The 17,875-nt window shown below is 37.4% G+C and carries 16 protein-coding genes and 1 pseudogene; 2 read left to right on the plus strand and 15 right to left on the minus strand.

The genetic code is table 11. The features are described from left to right. Positions 1-199: 199 nt before the first annotated feature. The 5 genes from QUF99_RS24100 to QUF99_RS24120 all read right to left on the minus strand — a co-directional run bounded on the left by QUF99_RS24100 (position 200) and on the right by QUF99_RS24120 (position 4,466). Positions 200-1,393, minus strand: coding sequence for an acetate kinase (locus tag QUF99_RS24100; RefSeq protein ID WP_289373456.1), 1,194 nt, complete (start codon positions 1,391-1,393; stop codon positions 200-202). Between the two features lie 295 nt (positions 1,394-1,688). Beyond that, entirely contained in the window at positions 1,689-2,675 is a 987-nt protein-coding gene (locus QUF99_RS24105) for a class I SAM-dependent methyltransferase (RefSeq protein ID WP_289373457.1), read from the minus strand. A gap of 111 nt (positions 2,676-2,786) precedes the next feature. Beyond that, a complete protein-coding gene (tpx, locus tag QUF99_RS24110) occupies positions 2,787-3,287 on the minus strand; it encodes a thiol peroxidase (RefSeq protein ID WP_286122260.1) in 501 nt (166 codons plus the stop codon). Between the two features lie 134 nt (positions 3,288-3,421). Further along, positions 3,422-3,817 carry a GerW family sporulation protein gene (ytfJ, locus tag QUF99_RS24115; RefSeq protein WP_289373459.1) on the minus strand — a complete coding sequence of 132 codons (396 nt, stop codon included), beginning with the start codon at positions 3,815-3,817 and terminating at the stop codon, positions 3,422-3,424. Between the two features lie 10 nt (positions 3,818-3,827). Further along, entirely contained in the window at positions 3,828-4,466 is a 639-nt protein-coding gene (locus QUF99_RS24120; protein WP_289373461.1) for a DUF2953 domain-containing protein, read from the minus strand. Between the two features lie 229 nt (positions 4,467-4,695). On the opposite strand from QUF99_RS24120, the gene QUF99_RS24125 reads away from it, so the two are divergent. Further along, a complete protein-coding gene (locus tag QUF99_RS24125) occupies positions 4,696-5,499 on the plus strand; it encodes an NAD kinase (RefSeq protein ID WP_289373463.1) in 804 nt (267 codons plus the stop codon). A 39-nt stretch (positions 5,500-5,538) separates the two neighbouring features. Here the strand turns inward: QUF99_RS24125 and QUF99_RS24130 are convergent, their stop codons facing one another. The 9 genes and pseudogenes from QUF99_RS24130 to refZ form a co-directional block, all read right to left on the minus strand. Next, entirely contained in the window at positions 5,539-7,101 is a 1,563-nt protein-coding gene (locus QUF99_RS24130) for an amidohydrolase (RefSeq protein WP_289373465.1), read from the minus strand. Between the two features lie 267 nt (positions 7,102-7,368). Beyond that, positions 7,369-7,800, minus strand: coding sequence for a VOC family protein (locus tag QUF99_RS24135; protein ID WP_289373466.1), 432 nt, complete (start codon positions 7,798-7,800; stop codon positions 7,369-7,371). Positions 7,801-8,011: 211 nt separating this feature from the next. After that, on the minus strand, positions 8,012-9,598 hold the full coding sequence (gene mbcS, locus QUF99_RS24140) for an acyl-CoA synthetase MbcS (RefSeq protein ID WP_289373467.1): 1,587 nt from the start codon (positions 9,596-9,598) through the stop codon (positions 8,012-8,014). Between the two features lie 174 nt (positions 9,599-9,772). After that, on the minus strand, positions 9,773-9,970 hold the full coding sequence (locus QUF99_RS24145; RefSeq protein WP_097899570.1) for an alpha/beta-type small acid-soluble spore protein: 198 nt from the start codon (positions 9,968-9,970) through the stop codon (positions 9,773-9,775). A gap of 238 nt (positions 9,971-10,208) precedes the next feature. Further along, positions 10,209-11,420, minus strand: a complete 1,212-nt coding sequence (gene thiI, locus QUF99_RS24150; protein WP_289373468.1) for a tRNA uracil 4-sulfurtransferase ThiI — start codon at positions 11,418-11,420, stop codon at positions 10,209-10,211. 6 nt (positions 11,421-11,426) lie between these two features. Continuing rightward, a complete protein-coding gene (locus QUF99_RS24155) occupies positions 11,427-12,569 on the minus strand; it encodes a cysteine desulfurase family protein (protein ID WP_289373470.1) in 1,143 nt (380 codons plus the stop codon). 208 nt (positions 12,570-12,777) lie between these two features. Continuing rightward, positions 12,778-14,487: a septation ring formation regulator EzrA gene (gene ezrA, locus QUF99_RS24160; RefSeq protein WP_289373471.1), complete on the minus strand. Its 1,710-nt coding sequence runs from the start codon at positions 14,485-14,487 to the stop codon at positions 12,778-12,780. A gap of 352 nt (positions 14,488-14,839) precedes the next feature. After that, positions 14,840-14,986 (minus strand): annotated as a pseudogene (locus QUF99_RS24165) (IS200/IS605 family element RNA-guided endonuclease TnpB); the annotation flags it as partial. A 65-nt stretch (positions 14,987-15,051) separates the two neighbouring features. Continuing rightward, on the minus strand, positions 15,052-15,690 hold the full coding sequence (gene refZ, locus QUF99_RS24170; protein ID WP_289373472.1) for a forespore capture DNA-binding protein RefZ: 639 nt from the start codon (positions 15,688-15,690) through the stop codon (positions 15,052-15,054). A gap of 147 nt (positions 15,691-15,837) precedes the next feature. Between refZ and QUF99_RS24175 the strand changes: the two genes are divergently transcribed. Then, complete coding sequence (locus tag QUF99_RS24175; RefSeq protein WP_289373474.1) at positions 15,838-16,317, plus strand: GAF domain-containing protein; 480 nt, start codon at positions 15,838-15,840, stop codon at positions 16,315-16,317. Between the two features lie 146 nt (positions 16,318-16,463). Here QUF99_RS24175 and megL read toward each other — a convergent pair whose 3' ends face one another. Then, positions 16,464-17,654: a methionine gamma-lyase gene (megL, locus tag QUF99_RS24180; protein WP_289373476.1), complete on the minus strand. Its 1,191-nt coding sequence runs from the start codon at positions 17,652-17,654 to the stop codon at positions 16,464-16,466. Between the last annotated feature and the right edge of the window lie 221 nt (positions 17,655-17,875).

Consider the following 17,875-nt stretch of genomic DNA (forward strand, 5'->3'; position numbering starts at 1 on the left):
ATATGCTAATCTAAATAGATATTTATCCAATGTATAAGGGGAATCATGTATCCACGTACAAAGGCATTTGAAGTCATAATGGATTACTGTTAAAGTATTTCTGCATCAGGAAAAAATATTATACCTAAACAGACTCACCGAATTACTTACAACTAAAATTAAAAGCGGAATCCTATAGGATTCCGCTTTTTCAGACGAATTAACCAATATCTCCAAGACGTAATACGTCACGAGCAATCATAACTTCTTCGTCAGTTGGAATTACGATAATTTTTACTGGAGAGTGAGGGAAACTGATAAATGCTTCTTCACCGAATACATTGTTGCGTTTTGCATCAAAGTATACGCCCATAAATTCAAGGCCTTCTAATACGCGCTCACGTACAACTGCACTGTTTTCACCGATACCAGCAGTAAAGATGATTGCGTCAACGCCTTTCATACGAGCTGCATAAGAACCAATATATTTATGAATACGGCTTACGAATACGTCAAGTGCTACTTTCGCACGCTCATCGCCTTCTTCTTCTTTCGCAATAATGTCACGTAGGTCACTAGAGTATCCAGTAAGACCTAACATACCACTTTTCTTGTTTAATACGTTCAGAACTTCTTCTACAGATTGTCCTGTTTTTTGCATGATGTATGGAATTAACGCAGGATCAAGGTTACCAGAACGTGTACCCATTGTTACACCAGCAAGTGGAGTGAAGCCCATAGAAGTATCAATAGATTTTCCACCTTCTACAGCTGCAATACTTGCACCGTTACCTAAGTGGCAAGAAAGTAAACGTAAGCTTTCAAGTGGACGACCTAATAATTCAGCTGCACGCTGTGTTACATATTTATGAGAAGTTCCGTGGAAACCGTATTTACGGATGCCGTATTTCTCATAGTATTCATATGGTAAGCTGTATAAGAAAGATTCTTCCGGCATTGTTTGATGGAATGCTGTATCGAATACTGCAACTGCTGGTATGTTCGGAAGTACTGCTTGGAACGCTTTAATACCAACAACGTGTGCTGGATTATGAAGTGGTGCTAATTCGCTTAAATTTTCAATTTCCGCTAATACTTCGTCAGTAATTAAAGCAGAATCATCAAATTTTTCACCGCCGTGTACAACGCGGTGACCGATACCACTAATCTCATCAAGAGATTTTACGATTCCGTTTTCAGTTAATTTGTTAAGTAATATATTAACTGCTACTCCATGATCTGGTATACTTGTTACTTCTGTTTGTTTTTCGCCGTTCACAGTAATTGTAAAGATACTATCTTCTAAACCGATACGTTCTACTAAACCTTTTGTTAATACTGTTTCACTTGGCATTTCGAATAATTGGAATTTCAAGGAAGAGCTTCCTGCATTAATCGCGATGATTTTTGACATCTAGTCTTTCGCCCCTTTTTCTCTTGGTAGTTGTGTGGATGAGACCACAAACCGCTCTGTTTTATCTGATTAAAGTCAACAGAAATGAAAACGTTTCATTTCTAGTAACTTTTATACTCACGAGTTTAATTTAAACATCGTACGACATATATTTCAAGTGAAAAAATTGTAACACCAAGAAAAAATATATATTACAGATTCAAAAAAAATTCACTTTTATCGTGTATATATTCAGAGTTGTTGTACAAAATATAAAACTGTACTATATAAGCAGCTAATACTGTTGCACACATAACTATTTATGTGTTGCAAACCAGTTGTTCATTTGTGACATCATATTCTCCATAGCTTTCATATTGGAAAACTTAGGTAATTCCACTAACAACGCTTGTTTTGGCATCGTTACATTCGGACCTTTCTTTTGGAGAACAAATATACTTTTTGCATTTTTTTCGTTTTTAAACATGGAAACAGGAAGCTGCAATAGTCCTTGAATAAAACATGTTTCTTTGAAAAATGCATGAAGTTTCGGCGCTTGGTCACTTTCAAAAATGAAGTTTGGTACTAGGAAAAATAAATAGCCACCTTCTTTTGTATGCCTTACACTTTGCTCAATAAAAAGATGATGTGCATAAGACATACCTTCATCTGCTTTTAAAGTATATTCACTTGCACCAATTTCGTTTGGATAATAACCGATTGGTAAATCACAAACAACTGCATCAACTGGATCAATGTAAAGCGGCGCTAGTCCATCCTGATTGAAAAACTCGATGGATTGTTTTTGTAAATTCGCATTAACTAGGGCAAGTTTAACGAGCAAGTCATCTACATCTACCCCAAATCCACTTATCGTTGTACCTTCTTGAGAACTGTTAAAGATCGTTGTCATTAAGTTTCCTGTTCCAATTGCAGGATCTAAAACCGTGATTTCTTTTTGATCCTTCATAAATTTATGGAACAAGTAGCTCATAAACATACCAACTGCATCAGGCGTCATTTCATGATTGGCTTGTATGCCCTCTTTCATTCCCTTTAAAATGGCAAGCTGAAATGCTTTGCGAATTTCCTCGCTTTTATATGTTTCTTCATTAAACTTACTATATTCACGATTTAATCGTTCAATTGTTGATTCAGATAATTCTTCTTGCAGAATTGCTCCTTCAAACAGGTTATCTCCCGTTTCCACAAGCGCTTCTAAATATGTTACATCCAATTCTTTACGTAAAATTACGGTAGAAGAATCAAAAATAGAAAATAATGTTTCTACTGTCTGACTCACAAATATTCCTCCTTCTATCAAATACACATAACTTATATCATACCACAATCTAATTTTTTCCCAAAAGAAAAAGCGACCTCTTTTTTAAGAGGCCGCTTTTCGCTCTTCACTTTATTTTGCAGCTTTTGCTGCTTCTAATGCCGCTTCATAGTTTGGATGGCTTGTGCCCTCGCTTACGTATTCTACGTAAACAATTTTATCGTTGCTGTCTACTACGAATACCGCACGAGCAAGTAAACGAAGCTCTTTCATTACAACGCCATAAGCTTCACCGAAAGAAAGGTCACGGTGGTCAGAAAGTGTTGCTACGTTTTCTAAACCGTTTGCTGCACACCAACGTTTTTGAGCGAATGGTAAGTCAACGCTAATTGTTAATACTTTTGCGTTTTCAATGCCAGCTGCATCTTGATTAAAACGACGAGTTTGTGCATCACATACACCTGTGTCGATTGATGGTACAACGCTAATTAATTTCACTTCACCTTTGTATGTTTCTAAACTTACCGGAGATAAGTCGTTTGCTAGCACTTGGAAGTTTGGCGCTTGATCGCCTACTTTAACTTCTGTTCCAACTAAAGTGATTGGGTTACCTTTAAAAGTTACATTTGCCACTTAAAAATCCTCCCTTATTTAAACAAAATATGTACACTGTAAATGATAGTTTGTCCCTATGCAGAATGCAAACAAAATCGCTTTATTTACAAAAAAATAAGGAAGCTAACCAATCGATTAGCTTCTTTTCACTACTAAATTTGAAATTCTGGTTCGTCACCTTTACGTTTCTCCATCATTTCTTTTACCTTATCAACAGCTTGCGGTGCTAATTCAATTATTTTATCAATAACATGCGTTTGCTTGTCTAAATGAAGGACTTTCACACCTTCTCCATTTACAACTAAAAATGCAACTGGATTAATGGAAACACCGCCGCCGCTTCCTCCGCCAAATGGATGACGGCCAATGCTTTCAATTTTTCCAAACTCACTCCCGCCAGCTGCAAAGCCAAAGCTAACTTTCGAAACCGTTAAAATAACACTTCCGTCTGCTGCTTTAATGGGATCTCCAATAATTGTATTTACATCAGTCATTTGTTTTAAATGCTGCATTGCTGTTGTCATCAATCCTTGAATTGGGTGTTCCATTATATCCCCCCTATGTTTGAACAGATTTTTCTGTCATGCTTGATCGTTGTTTTCTCATAAATATGAGCAGTTTAAGTGCAGCTTTCACTGTACGATAAATATGAAAGGATGCTGTTAATTCACATTTCGATGCGAATCCCTTTCCTTGAAAAACAGGTGTAATTTCAAACTCTGGTATATCAATAATATGCATATATTGTCCTATAATTCCAGCCGCCATTCCTTTTGTCGACCATGCATATCCTGTTACGATTCCAGTGCTAGCTGCATCCCCTGTTCCAATTTGCGAATGCCATCTCCACCCTTTGATTTTCACTTTTTTTAGAAAATCTTTAGTAATAGTATGGATCTCTTGCAACCTTTTTATCAATTCTCCGATCGTATCAAGCTGCGCCATTATTTTATTTTCAATACCGCCATCTTCTTCCGCTTTTTCAATTTTTTGTTCAGTCTTTTTGTCCATTTTCTCCATTCTTTCTAAAACATCAAACGTATAGTGAATCATCCATATTTTCACTTGAAGTAAACATTGTTTTTCCATTTCTGAATATAAGAACGTCGCTTTCAACGAGATTTTCGACAACAATATAACTAAAATAAGCAATATAACAATCCCAATTCCGATTGCAAGCCACTTCATCCGTACCATCCTTTCATTCCATATCCATTATCGACATGTTTAAATAAGATTAAACAAATTAAAACAAAATTGAATATAGAAATTTTTCTAAAAATAAAGAGGTATTTTGGCATTTTATATCGAAATATACTATTTGAACATATCATCAGGATGTATTTTCCTCACTGATGATTGCTCTAATGAATACCTATCGAAATCATTAGGACCAGAAAATTTTACTGCAATGGAGGGATACATAATGGCAGATCGTCGCAATTTATTTTTCTTTTATGGTGATGATAAAGCAACACTTATCGAAAAAATGAAGCCAATATATCGTACTTTAGAGGAGAATGGATTTACCATATTAGATCATCCAAAAACTGCAAACGCTATCGTCAGCGTTGGAGATGACGGGACCTTCTTACAAGCCGTTCGTAAAACCGGTTTCCGAGAAGATTGCTTATACGCAGGCGTTTCCACAAAAGATGAAATTTCTTTCTACTGTGATTTCCATATTGACCATGTTGATAATGCCCTTCAAGAAATTACAAAAAATGAAATTGAAGTGCGCAAATATCCAACAATTCAAGTAGATGTTGATCATACTACATCTTTCTATTGTTTGAATGAGTTTTCTTTACGCTCAAGTATCATTAAAACATTTGTAGTCGATGTACACGTGGATGATCTATATTTTGAAACGTTTAGAGGCGATGGTTTAGTCATTTCTACACCGACAGGAAGTACCGCATATAACAAATCATTGCATGGTGCAGTTGTCGATCCATTAATTCCATGTTTCCAAGTAAGCGAACTTGCATCTTTAAACAACAACACATACCGCACACTTGGATCACCATTCATTTTAAATCACGATCGAACATTAACATTGAAACTCGCTCCAGATGGTAACGATTATCCTGTTATCGGAATGGATAACGAAGCACTTAGCATTAAACAAGTCGAAAAAGCCGTTGTTCGCTTAAGTGATAAAGAAATTAAAACAGTAAAACTAAAAAATAATTCGTTCTGGGAAAAAGTACAAAGAACGTTTTTATAAGAACAAAATAAAGCTTGCCGGAGAATCCCCCGGCAAGCTTTATTTTTTGTATACAACTTGACCATTTATCACAGTCATCTCCGCTTGTACATCCTTTATTTCGTCTGCTTCAATTTCAAATATATCCCGGTCCAATATGGTAAAATCCGCTTCATATCCTTTTACAATTTTACCACGCTTGTTTTCTTTTCCAATTGCATATGCACTTCCAGTCGTAAATAAGGAAACAGCTTCAAATACCGATAGTCGTTCTTCTTGTATGTAACATGTTCCATCAATAAAACTTTTCCGCGTTACCGCACTATAGATTCCTAAAAGCGGATTTACTTGTTCAATTGGTGCATCTGATCCACCGCTGCAATGTAGTCCTGCACTGAGCAGTGTTTTCCATGCATATGCATACCGAAGACGACGCTCCCCTAATTTTTCAATTACTGATGGAAAATCAGAAGAGACAAATACAGGCTGAATATCGACAATAGCTTGCAAAGGTTTCATACGCTGTATTAACTCTTCACGAGCAAGCTGGCAATGGATAATGCGGTCACGCAATCCTTCTGCAGGTGGATATAACTCCAGCGCATCAATTACATACTCAAGCGACAGATCACCAATCGTATGAATCGCAACTGGCATATGTAAGGTACGTGCTTTCTTTACTAGCTCCGCAAGCTCTTCACGAGAAAAAATTGCTACGCCATTTGTTTCCTTCGCATCTTCATACGGTTCACTTAATAGCGCTGTTCGTCCGCCAAAAGAACCATCTGAAAAAATCTTCATCGCTCCAAATTCAATATAATGCTGGCTCTCATATTCTTTTCGTTCATCTGCTACCTCATGGTGTACAAGTAAATGAGCTTTAAATGGCATTTCCTTAATCACATCTGTAAACGCGTTATACGTTTTTCGAAAACCACCATAATAATTTAAATCTTCCGTATGCCCGCCTACTAGGCCATATTTCCAACAATCTTGAACCGCTGTTTGCAATGCTCTTTGTAAATAAGCTTCATTTATTTCAGGCTGAACGTGCTTAATTAAATCTTGTGCTTGTTCATATAAAAGCCCAGTGAGTTCACCTGATAGCCCACGGCCAATCTTCCCGCCTTTTGGATCTAACATTTCTGATGTTAGATTCGCTTTTTGTAGTATGTAAGAGTTCACCCATGTAACGTGGCGACAAACACGTTTTAATAAAATGGGATGCTCTTTAGAAATAGCATCTAAATCACGCACATGGACACTTTTTGTATCCGTGAAGTTATTTTCGTTCCAGCCCTCGCCAATAATCCATGTATCCTTTGTCGTTTCTTTCACCCGCTCTGCGACGAGCGCAAGCATTTCCTGATAAGATATACAAGAGGAGACATCTAGCCGAAGCAGTCTCTCTCCATGTCCAATGAGGTGCATATGACTATCAACAAAACCTGGAATCATCGTTTTCCCCTCTAAACGCTGTATCTTCTCTGGTCGATAACGACTCTCTAAATCTTCTTTATCACCTGTATCAATAATCATACCGTTTTCTATATAAACCGCTTCTACCTTTTCTTCCTCTTCATTCATTGTGTAAATATTTCCATCGTGCCAAATCTCCCCCATACCCTCATCTCCTTTTCTTTTTAGTTTACGAAATTGAAGCGAAGAAAAAAAGCAGACAATTCTCCTATAAATCGAAACTTTAATTAGTAGGAATTTTCTTCATTCCTCATGAAATATATTTGCCTTTACTGCATTTTGAGGTGAAGCCATTACTGCTCTCAATTTGACTTATAAAACACTCGACACCTGGTTAATTGAAGAAGAACGATAACTTTACATACAAAAAAAGCACCACTTTGAGTAACATGGTGCTTTTTAAAAAGAAAGTTAATTATTATCAGCAACAAGTGTTGAAATTTGCCATTCTATGCCAAATTTATCTTTCACTTGTCCATATGATGGGCTCCAGAAAGTTTCCTGAAGTGGCATTACTACTTGACCACCATCTTGTAATTTTCCAAATACTTCTTTGGCTTTTTCTACATCGCTGATTCTGATTGCTATCGTTACTTGTGATCCAGTTTCGTATGGTTGACCTGGGAATGTATCAGAAATCATAAGATCAGTGTTACCAACTTTTAAATGCGCATGTAAAATACGGTCTTTCGCTTCATCTGAGATAGGGTATTCTGGATTTTCAGGAATTTCTCCAAAAGTTTGAATGATTTCAACTTTTGCATCCAATGCATTTTCATAAAATTTAACTGCTTCTTGTCCATTACCATTCAAAACTAAATACGGGTTAATACCTAAAATCATAAAAGACACCTCTTTTTTTAATTTTTTGGGTAGCTGTTAAACAATCATATTTAACCACAAAAAACGGAACATACGTTCCGTTTTTTGATGATATCATATATTACATACGTATACAACAACTTAATACAACTATCCTGCCTTTTTAAGCGTAAAAATGAAATATTCCTTATTTCCCAATAATTAGTAACCCTCTGCATTAACACCATCTTTCTTACTTTGATGCTAACTCCATTTCTTGTTTTCTCAATTCAATACGGCGAATTTTTCCAGAAATTGTTTTTGGTAGTTCGTCTACAAATTCAATTTTACGAGGATATTTATACGGCGCTGTTAACTCTTTAACATGTTCTTGAAGTAAAGGGATTAATATTTCTTCGTTTTCTTGTACGTTTTCTCTTAAGACGATAAATGCCTTCACGACGCTCCCTCGTATTTCATCTGGACTTCCGACAACGGCACACTCTCTTACATACGGATGTTTAACAAGCGCATCTTCCACTTCAAACGGCCCAATTGTATAACCAGAGCTAATAATAATATCATCTCCGCGGCCTTCAAACCAAAAATAGCCGTCTTCATCTTTTTTCGCTTTATCACCCGTAATATAATAATCACCGCGGAATTGCATCGCTGTCCGCTCATCATCTTTATAATATTGCTTAAAGAGTGCTGGTGTTTCAATATGAACAGCAATATCTCCAACTTCGCCTGAAAGTACAGGCTGTCCCTCTTCATTTACGATATCTACATGATTACCTGGCGTTGGTTTTCCCATCGAACCCGGTTTGATTTCCATTCCTTTCATGATGCCAACTAACAACGTATTTTCCGTCTGTCCATACCCGTCGCGAACCGTAAGATTGAAATGGTTTTGGAATGTTTCAATCACCTCTCGATTTAGCGGTTCTCCTGCCGATACAGCACTATGTAAAGCCGATAAATGATATCGCTGTAAATCCTCCACCTTCGCCATTAAGCGATATTCTGTCGGCGTACAGCAAAGTACATTTACTTTATTATCATCTAATAACTGTAAATATGTTTTTGGTTCAAATTTACCGTGGTATACAAATCCTGTTGCCCCTGAACCAAGCGTCGCTAGAAACGGACTCCAGATCCATTTTTGCCAGCCTGGACTAGCCGTTGCCCATACAACATCATTCTCTTCAATTCCAAGCCAATTTGGAGCGCTTGTACGCAAATGCGCATATGCCCATGCATGTGTATGGACGACCCCCTTTGGATTCCCTGTTGTTCCTGATGTATAAGACAAAAAGACCATATCTTCTCGGTCCGTTTTTGCGATTTCTAATTCATCACTTTCTGTTTCTAATGCCTCTTGTAAATTGATCCATCCCTCTACTGACCGCTCGCTCAATACGAATTTTTGAAGTGAGTCCATCATCTCGACACCTTCAAATTGTTCGATATAAGGCTCGTAACTAACGATCGCTTTTACTTCCCCATGACGAATACGATATTCAATATCTTTTTTTCGGAGCATCTCTGAACTTGGAATGACCACAAACCCCGCTTTAATCGCCGCAATATATGTCATATAGGCTTCAATAAGACGGGGCATCATAATGAGAAGCTTGTCCCCTTTTTGCAATCCGCTCTTTATAAAAGCGTTTCCAATTTTATTCGCACCTTTTATTAATTCCAAATACGTAACCTCTCGTCTATTCCCTTCTTCATCTTGCCAAATTAAAGCAAGCTTCTGCTTTTCATTCGTATATTTCTCAATCTCTGCAACTAAGTTATACGACGGTGGCGCTAACAATTCTTCTCTATTCATAAACATCCTCCTTTTTCTCTATGCCTCCCTTCTATAATAAAGAATTTTCAGTAAATTTTGAACCTTCTTTTTTTGACAAATTTTTCATCACATGTCGACAAGGTGAAACTTTTCTCAGTGTGAACAAAAAGAAGGAGCGGGAAACCCGCTCCTTCTAAGCCATCGTATATGGGATTATTTTTGGAAACCACCTAATTGTTGTTCAGCTAGTGAAACTAGACGTTTTGTAATTTCGCCACCAACAGATCCGTTAGCGCGAGATGTTGCATCTGCTCCAAGTTGAACACCAAACTCTTGTGCAATTTCATATTTCATTTGGTCTAATGCTGCTTGAGCACCAGACACTGCTAATTTGTTTGTGCTTCTTGCCATATGGTATCACCTCCTTGTGAGTATAGAGTGTGATAAACCATATAGCTTCATACATATCTATTGATGGTAATTTATGGTTTTAAAGGGTGTTCAAAAAGTCCAGTAAAGATAGCCGCCCTATTTCTTCGTTACGTCGCCAGTCCGATACTCATGTAGTTTACTCTACACTCCGTATCCTCCTGGCTTCCGCGCCTCGAACCGCTCTGCTCTCCTTATCCTCCTTTTTGAACAAGCACTTTTAGAATAAATCTTCAAACTTCTCTTCTTCAGCCACTTCTACTGTTTGTAATACCATTTTTTCTGTATTCGCTACAGCTTCCTCAATAAGTGGTGTAAAGTCATAATACGATTCAAAACGATTTGCTTTTTCACGCTTTGGTTTTGTTGTCGGACTTGCTGGTGTAAATACTGTACAGCAGTCTTCGTATGGGCGAATTGAAATGTCATACGTTCCAATTTCATTTGCAATTTTAATGATTTCTAACTTATCCATTGTAACAAGTGGACGGATAACTGGATAGTTTGTCACTTCATTAATTGTATGCATACTATCTAAGGTTTGACTTGCTACTTGTCCAAGACTTTCCCCAGTTGTTAAAGCCAGCGCATTACGCTCTTCTGCAATACGTTCTGTAATACGCATCATCATACGGCGCATAATCGTCATTGAATAACTAGATGGAATTTCTTTATTAATCGTTTTTTGCACTTCTGTAAACGGAACAAGGTGAAGCGTCACACGTTTACAATACTTTGTTAGCTCTTGTGCTAAATCAATTACTTTTTGCTTTGCGCGCTCACTTGTAAACGGCGGACTATGGAAGTGAACTGCTTCTACTGATACACCACGCTTCATCGTTAAGTAAGCTGCAACCGGGCTATCAATTCCGCCAGAAAGTAGCACCATTACTTTTCCGCCGACACCAACTGGAAGTCCACCTGCTCCCATGCGCTCATCACACATGATGTAGCTATAACCACTACGAATTTCTACACGAACATTTACATCTGGATTATGAACATCCACTGTAATGTCTTCTGTATTTTCTAAAATATAACCACCAATCTCCGGCAGTAATTCCATCGTTTGCATTGGGAATCGCTTATAAGAACGGTGAACCGTCATTTTAAATGTTTTCACATCACCTTTTACTTGCAAGAAAGCAGCGAGTGAACCTTTTTTAATCTCTTCTAAATCCGTTGGTACCTTCATCGCTAAGTTAAACTTATGAATACCAAATACATCTTGTAATTTATCTGCAACAGCTTCATGATCTTCTCCATTTAGCTCAATATACATACGGTCATGTGTTGCATCGATTTTTAAGTTTTTAAATTTCTTTAACTTAAATTTAACATTATCCTTTAACGTACTAACAAACTTGGAGCGGTTTTTTCCTTTTGTCGTCATCTCTCCATAACGAACTAAAATATATTCATATGTCATCATGTTTCTTTACCTCATCACTTCATATAATTTTGGCAATGTTTCTTTTATAATTTCTTGAAATTGTGTTACTTCTTCCATCGTATTTTCCGGTGCTAAACTAATACGAATCGCACTTGCTGCTGCTGCATGCGGCACTCCCATTGACAATAACACCCGGCTCACTTCATTTGCTTTTGAAGAACAAGCTGATTTTGTCGATACATATACGTCACGTTCTTCTAAAGCATGTACGACTACTTCCGGTTTTAAGCCAACAAACGACACATTTAAAATGTGTGGTGCCGTGCATGCAAGCGGCGTATTAATCGTAACATGATCCATCTCCTCAAAGAAGCGAACCAATTCTGTTTGTAAACTTTGTAAATGTGCTATTTTTTCTTGCCCATGTTCCATGGTCATTCGCAACGCTTTTATCATCGCAACGATTCCTGGTAAATTCTCAGTTCCCGAACGATAACGCAACTCTTGTTGACCGCCTGATAAAATAGGATCTAACCTTACACCATCACGCACATATAACAGTCCTGTTCCTTTTACACTATGAAATTTATGTCCTGACACAGAACAAAGATCAATACGAGAATCGTAAAGGTCTAATGGTACTTTTCCAATTCCTTGTACATGATCAACATGAAAGCGTACTTTCGGATAATCAGTTAACAATTCACCAATTTCAGAAACAGGTTGAATCGCCCCTGTTTCGTTATTGACATGAATAACGGAAACAAGGATTGTATCCTCACGAAGTGCTCGTTTCACATCTTCTACAGACACAATACCATGCTCATTTACAGGTAAATAGGTAACCTCAAAACCGAGTCCTTCTAATTGTTTATATGCTTCAAACACAGACGCGTGTTCAATATTTGTTGTAATGACATGTTTGCCACGAGAACGATTCTTCATCGCTATTCCTTTAATCGCAAGGTTATTTCCTTCCGTTCCGCCCGATGTAAAGATAATCTCTGAAGGCTTAACACGAAGAAGCTGTGCTGCAATCGTTCGAGATTGCGTTAATAAGCGCTCTGCTTCTCCTCCAAGCGAATGAATAGAAGAAGGATTTCCAAAATATTTTCCGGCAACCGTTACGTAAGATTGAAGGACTTCTGGATATGGTTTCGTCGTCGCACTATTATCAAAATAGATCATCGTTCTTCCCCTTTCAGCGATATCGCATCGTACAATCATATCACAAGTACATGCAGTTACGCTAAAGATACTCCTAGGTTCCATTCTTTAAATACAGAAGCATACGTTTGTATTTTGAAACGAAAAACCGTCCGGTATTCCGCTATTTATTATAGCAACATCATCTCAAAATTTACACAATATGATAAAAAAACAAACCCCTTTTTCATTAAGGGGTTTGTTCACCATCAACAAATTCAGCAATTTTTTGTACAACTCCAGGCTCAAGTTGTTCTAGAACCGAAGCTGCTTGCTCTAAAGCTGCATCATATTCATATTCACGGAACAATCTCTCTGCCTCATTTAAGCTATGTGCAAGCTCCAGATCATGACTACGATAACGGTTACCGTATTGAATTAATTTTTCTACTAAATGTGCCTGTCCAATTAACTCTTGTGTCATTTCATACACACCATTTACCATGGTAAATGCTTCTTCTAACATGCTATTTACAACATTCATATTCAGTGGTTTTAATTCTAACTGTTCATAAACACCTTGCATCGCTTGCTGTCCTCTTTGCAAATCATCCATAATACTATCTGGAAGACCAGGCAAGTTAGACTTTTGCATAAAGCGTTTTGCTTCCACAATCATTTGGCGCATTTCATGTAATGTTTCACGCGCTTCAAACTCTTCCTTACGCATCATTTGTAACATGTCCTTATATTCAACATGAAGTACCTTCAATGTTTCACATTGCTCATAAATTTCTTCTAGCTCTTCGCGAATAACAGAGAACGCAATATCTTGCTCAGCAATACGTAATTGCAACACTTCAAAACGTTTCATTAAAATGTGCATTTGTTTTTCAATGATTTTTTGTGATTCAATATCTTTATCTTGCAATTGATAACTTTGCTTAACAAATTGTGTTTCCGATTTTGTTTCAATTGTTTGTTCGCGCATTTGCTCTAAATCTTCGTATACAGTAACAGTTTTTTGTTCCACGTAATACTTCGCATGCACTTCTTGTTCTAACTGATCATACAGCGTATCTAAATTCGTTTTTAAAGCTTCTATTTTCTCTTTTGCTTCTGCTATATGTAACTCTTGTAAATCCATCAGACATGTTTGTAGTTGTTTATTCATATCTCTTACTTCTTTAGGGATTTCCAAATGATTTAATACATACGCTTGCTTCTTCATATCGTCATGACCTTGTAATAAATCATCTAATTGTACCGGTAATGTCGCTTGACACTCTACTAACAAATCAGGAATTTCATGAATGATGATTTCTAAATTTGATAATCCATCTTCTAAGCTTATTACAATGTCGCGCGCTTTTAAATAATCACCATTTTCTGTTGCTTCTTCAAACGCTTGGAACTTGTTTGACTCTGCATCAAGCAGCTCTTCAATTTTCTTTTCTGCTTCGCCAAACATATGACGATGAGCGAGGACACTCTTTTTCATACTGCGATATGTATCACGTAAGCCGTCAATTTCCGAACTATTTTTCTCATAGCTCTCTAACAATTGTTGCAACTCGTTTAAAATATCTGTAATGCGGTTATCCGCTTCATCTAAACCACTAATGGATTCATTCATCGCATGTTTTGCTTTTCGGAAGGAAAATTGTGAGGCTGATTTTTGTGCACTTTCCAATGCTTTCTCAGCTTTTGGAAGAAGGTTTGCAACAATTTCATCCCATTCTTCGCGCCATTTTTCAAATAGTTCTTCAGTTTGCCCTGTCATATTTAACTCTTTAACCCGTTTCAATTCATCTGCCACAGGTTTATCTTTTATTTCTTGTTTCCACTGCTCTAGTGCTTCAAGATCTTTATATAAACGATTTCTTATCACGAGCTCTATCATGAGCAGTAATAGAATAGAGCTTACTACGATGATAACGATCGTCAGGATAGAATCCATGCAAAAAAGCCTCCTATTATACCTCTTTTTTTGTCCGTTCCGTTTATGAAATGGAAGGCATTATGTATAAAAAGGGAAATCCCCTATATTTAACAACTAACAATGTTCTAATCATATCATGTAATGACGTGTTTTTGACCTAATTTTTTTAAAATTTCATGTTTCTTTTCTTGCTTTTGTAATATCACCTTCTAGGAATTTCTGTATCTTTCTTTTTCACATCTATTTTCGTCTTACACAATTTGATCATCATCTCGGTTATACATACCTTTATCCCACTATTCGCGGGCAGTAATACCCTCACCCAAAAATTCAGCAAAAAGCACACAAAGTACCTCCCGCTTGGATTTCACCCTACTGTGGCACTCAAAATATACCCTTCTACCTCCTGACTTTTCGCGAAGCGAACGAGTCCAAGTTTCGGTAATCTGATTTTGTTACCAACAACCGCAATATTACCATTGACGTGCTTTGTCATGTATGACAACACAAGCTTCTTAAGCTCTCATAAAAGATACGTTCTAGAACAATACCCCCACCTCAAGTCCATTAGGTGGGGGTATTTCAAATATGAACAGCTCTTGGCAAAGGATAATACACTTGTTCTAAACAAAGTGCTAGTTCCATCCACTGCTCAACTTCCTTCGTATACATTTCCAAAAAGAATGTTTCTGACGGAAATGAATGTAGCACTTCCGTTATATATTGCGGATACAAATATGGCATGTTCATCATGCCCTTTAGCTGTGTCATAAACATTGTAAAAGATACTTTTTGAAACTCTTTCTTCACTTGCCCTTGTCTAATTACTTGCTCTATATAATATCTTTCTTTAGAAAAATAAATCGTCATCACTTCTCGAATTAATGTTGTATCCAATGAAAGTTCCCGATAGAAGAAACGAGTGAGCTCTCGATTTTCAAATTGATAGCGTAAAATCCCTCGTACAATTTGTAACATAACTTCCTTTGACGACAAATACTCCCGTTGTTCAAATGACCGTTCAATCACTTTGAGATATCCCTCTAAAAAGTCCGTTATAAGCTGTTCTAATAACCCTTGCTTTCCAGAAAAATAATACGAAATATTAGCCACATTTGCATCCGCTCGCTTTGCGATATCACGCACCGACGTTCCATCATATCCTTTCGCATAAAACAAAGAAATTGCCGCATCGATAATCTTTTGTTTCGTCTGCTTCATGTGCTCACTTCCTTTCATGGAACAGCTATAGATTAAATTTCTTGACTTTTAAGACAAATTCCTTTAATTTTCTATCGACAAAGTCATATGAAATACAGCGTATTTCGCTATGACTTTACATTTCTCGATAGAAAGGGTGACGTTTCCATGTTTACAAAAGAAAGCTATGCAGGTTCACGTGAACAGCAGTATGAAACTGTAATTAAACAAATTGATGCACTACTTACAGGCGAATCAAATGTAGTCGCAAATTTAGCAAATGCTTCTGCACTGCTCAATCAGTTTTTAGAGCGGATTAACTGGGTTGGTTTTTATGTAACCGAAGGAAATCAATTAGTGCTCGGGCCATTTCAAGGAATGCCCGCATGCGTTCGCATCCCATTCGGACGCGGTGTTTGCGGAGTAGCAGCTGAAACAAAAACAACACAGCTCATTGCAGATGTTCATCAATTCCCAGGTCATATCGCTTGCGATAGCGCCTCTAATTCCGAAATTGTTGTACCGCTTATTAGGAACGGTGAAGTCATCGGTGTACTAGATATTGATAGTCCCGAAAAAAATCGTTTCGACAAAGTTGACCAACATTATTTGGAGAAATTTGTGGAAACGCTCCTAAAACATATGTAGTAAAGTTTAATGAATAAGATAAAGTGAAACTTTGATCAGCGGGGGAGCTTCATCCCCACTGATTATTAGCCCGCACGAATCCCGCGAATAGCGGAATAAAAAAGCCATCAGTTCGCGCGCACCGTTTACTGATGGCTTTTTTACTTTCACTGCCCACTTACATTAGAAAACGCAGCCTCTCTCTTTTGCAACGCTTGCGCTAGATCACCAATAATATCCTCCCATGCTTCTAAGCCGATAGACAATCGTAATAAGTTATCGTAAATATCCATCTTATGACGAACTTCTGCTGGAATGACAGCATGTGTCATTGTTGCTGGATGTTGAATCAATGTTTCTGTATCCCCTAGACTGACTGCAATCGTAATAAATTGCAATTCATTCATCAAAGCCTGAGCCTCATCTTTTCCACCTTTCACTGCAAATGAAATAACACCGCCCCCACGTTTCATTTGTTGAGCTGCTAGGTCTCCCTCTGGATACCACACCGCTTCTACACTTTCATGATTTTGTAAAAACTTCACGACTTTTTCAGCGTTATCACAGTGTCGATCCATTCTTACCGCTAGCGTCTTTAATCCTCGTAGTAAGAGCCATGCATCAAACGGTGCCATAATTCCACCAATGTCTTTTCGAATCGGGCGAATCTTTTCAGCTAAGTCTTTCGTTTTACAAACCGTAACACCGGCAACAACATCTCCATGTCCACCAATATATTTTGTAGCGCTATGGAGAACGACATCGCACCCCAGCTCAAGAGGCATTTGTAAGTATGGCGAGCAAAATGTATTATCTACAATAACAAGTAAGCCATTTTGTTTTGCCACTTTGATAACCTTCTCTAAATCAATAAGCTTCATCGTGGGATTAATCGGTGTTTCTACAAAAATCAATTTTGTATTTGGAAGAATTTTCGTTTGAATATCCTCTTCCGTTTCCATATCGCATAATGAATGAGTAATCATGAATTTATCTTCTAATACCCCCAAAAATCCATACGTACATCCATACAATCCATTTGAACAAATAATATGATCTCCAGCACGTAAAAACGCAAGCAGTGTAGCAGAAATAGATGCCATTCCAGATCCAAACGCCAGAGCAGCTTCTCCCCTTTCTAAAGCTGCCATTCGGTCTTCAAACAATTCAACAGTCGGATTTCCAAGCCTCGAGTAAATATAAGATGCGTCCTGCCCAGCAAAACTTGCTTCTCCTTGCTGCGCTGTTTCAAATGTATACGTTGAAGTTTGAAATAGCGGAGGCGTTAAACTCCCCTTATGCAAAGTAGGATTATAACCATGATGAATGAGCTCCGTTTCCATATGCTTCTTTTTCATACAAACATCCCCCTTATACTTTTTATTTCATGTAAGCGTTTTCTCTTTGTTGCTACTCTTTCCATAGCGTTGTTTTGAATTCCTCCTTGCATTTTCCCAAAATTTAGATGTACAAAACAAAAAACAACTCCCTTGACGAAAGTTCATCAAAAAGATATAATAGCGTTTGTGTAAAATAAAAAGGCAGCCTTGTAATATGAGTTTATCGTTTGTATTTTGTT

This window comes from Bacillus sp. DX4.1, assembly GCF_030348195.1.
Lineage (GTDB): Bacteria > Bacillota > Bacilli > Bacillales > Bacillaceae_G > Bacillus_A.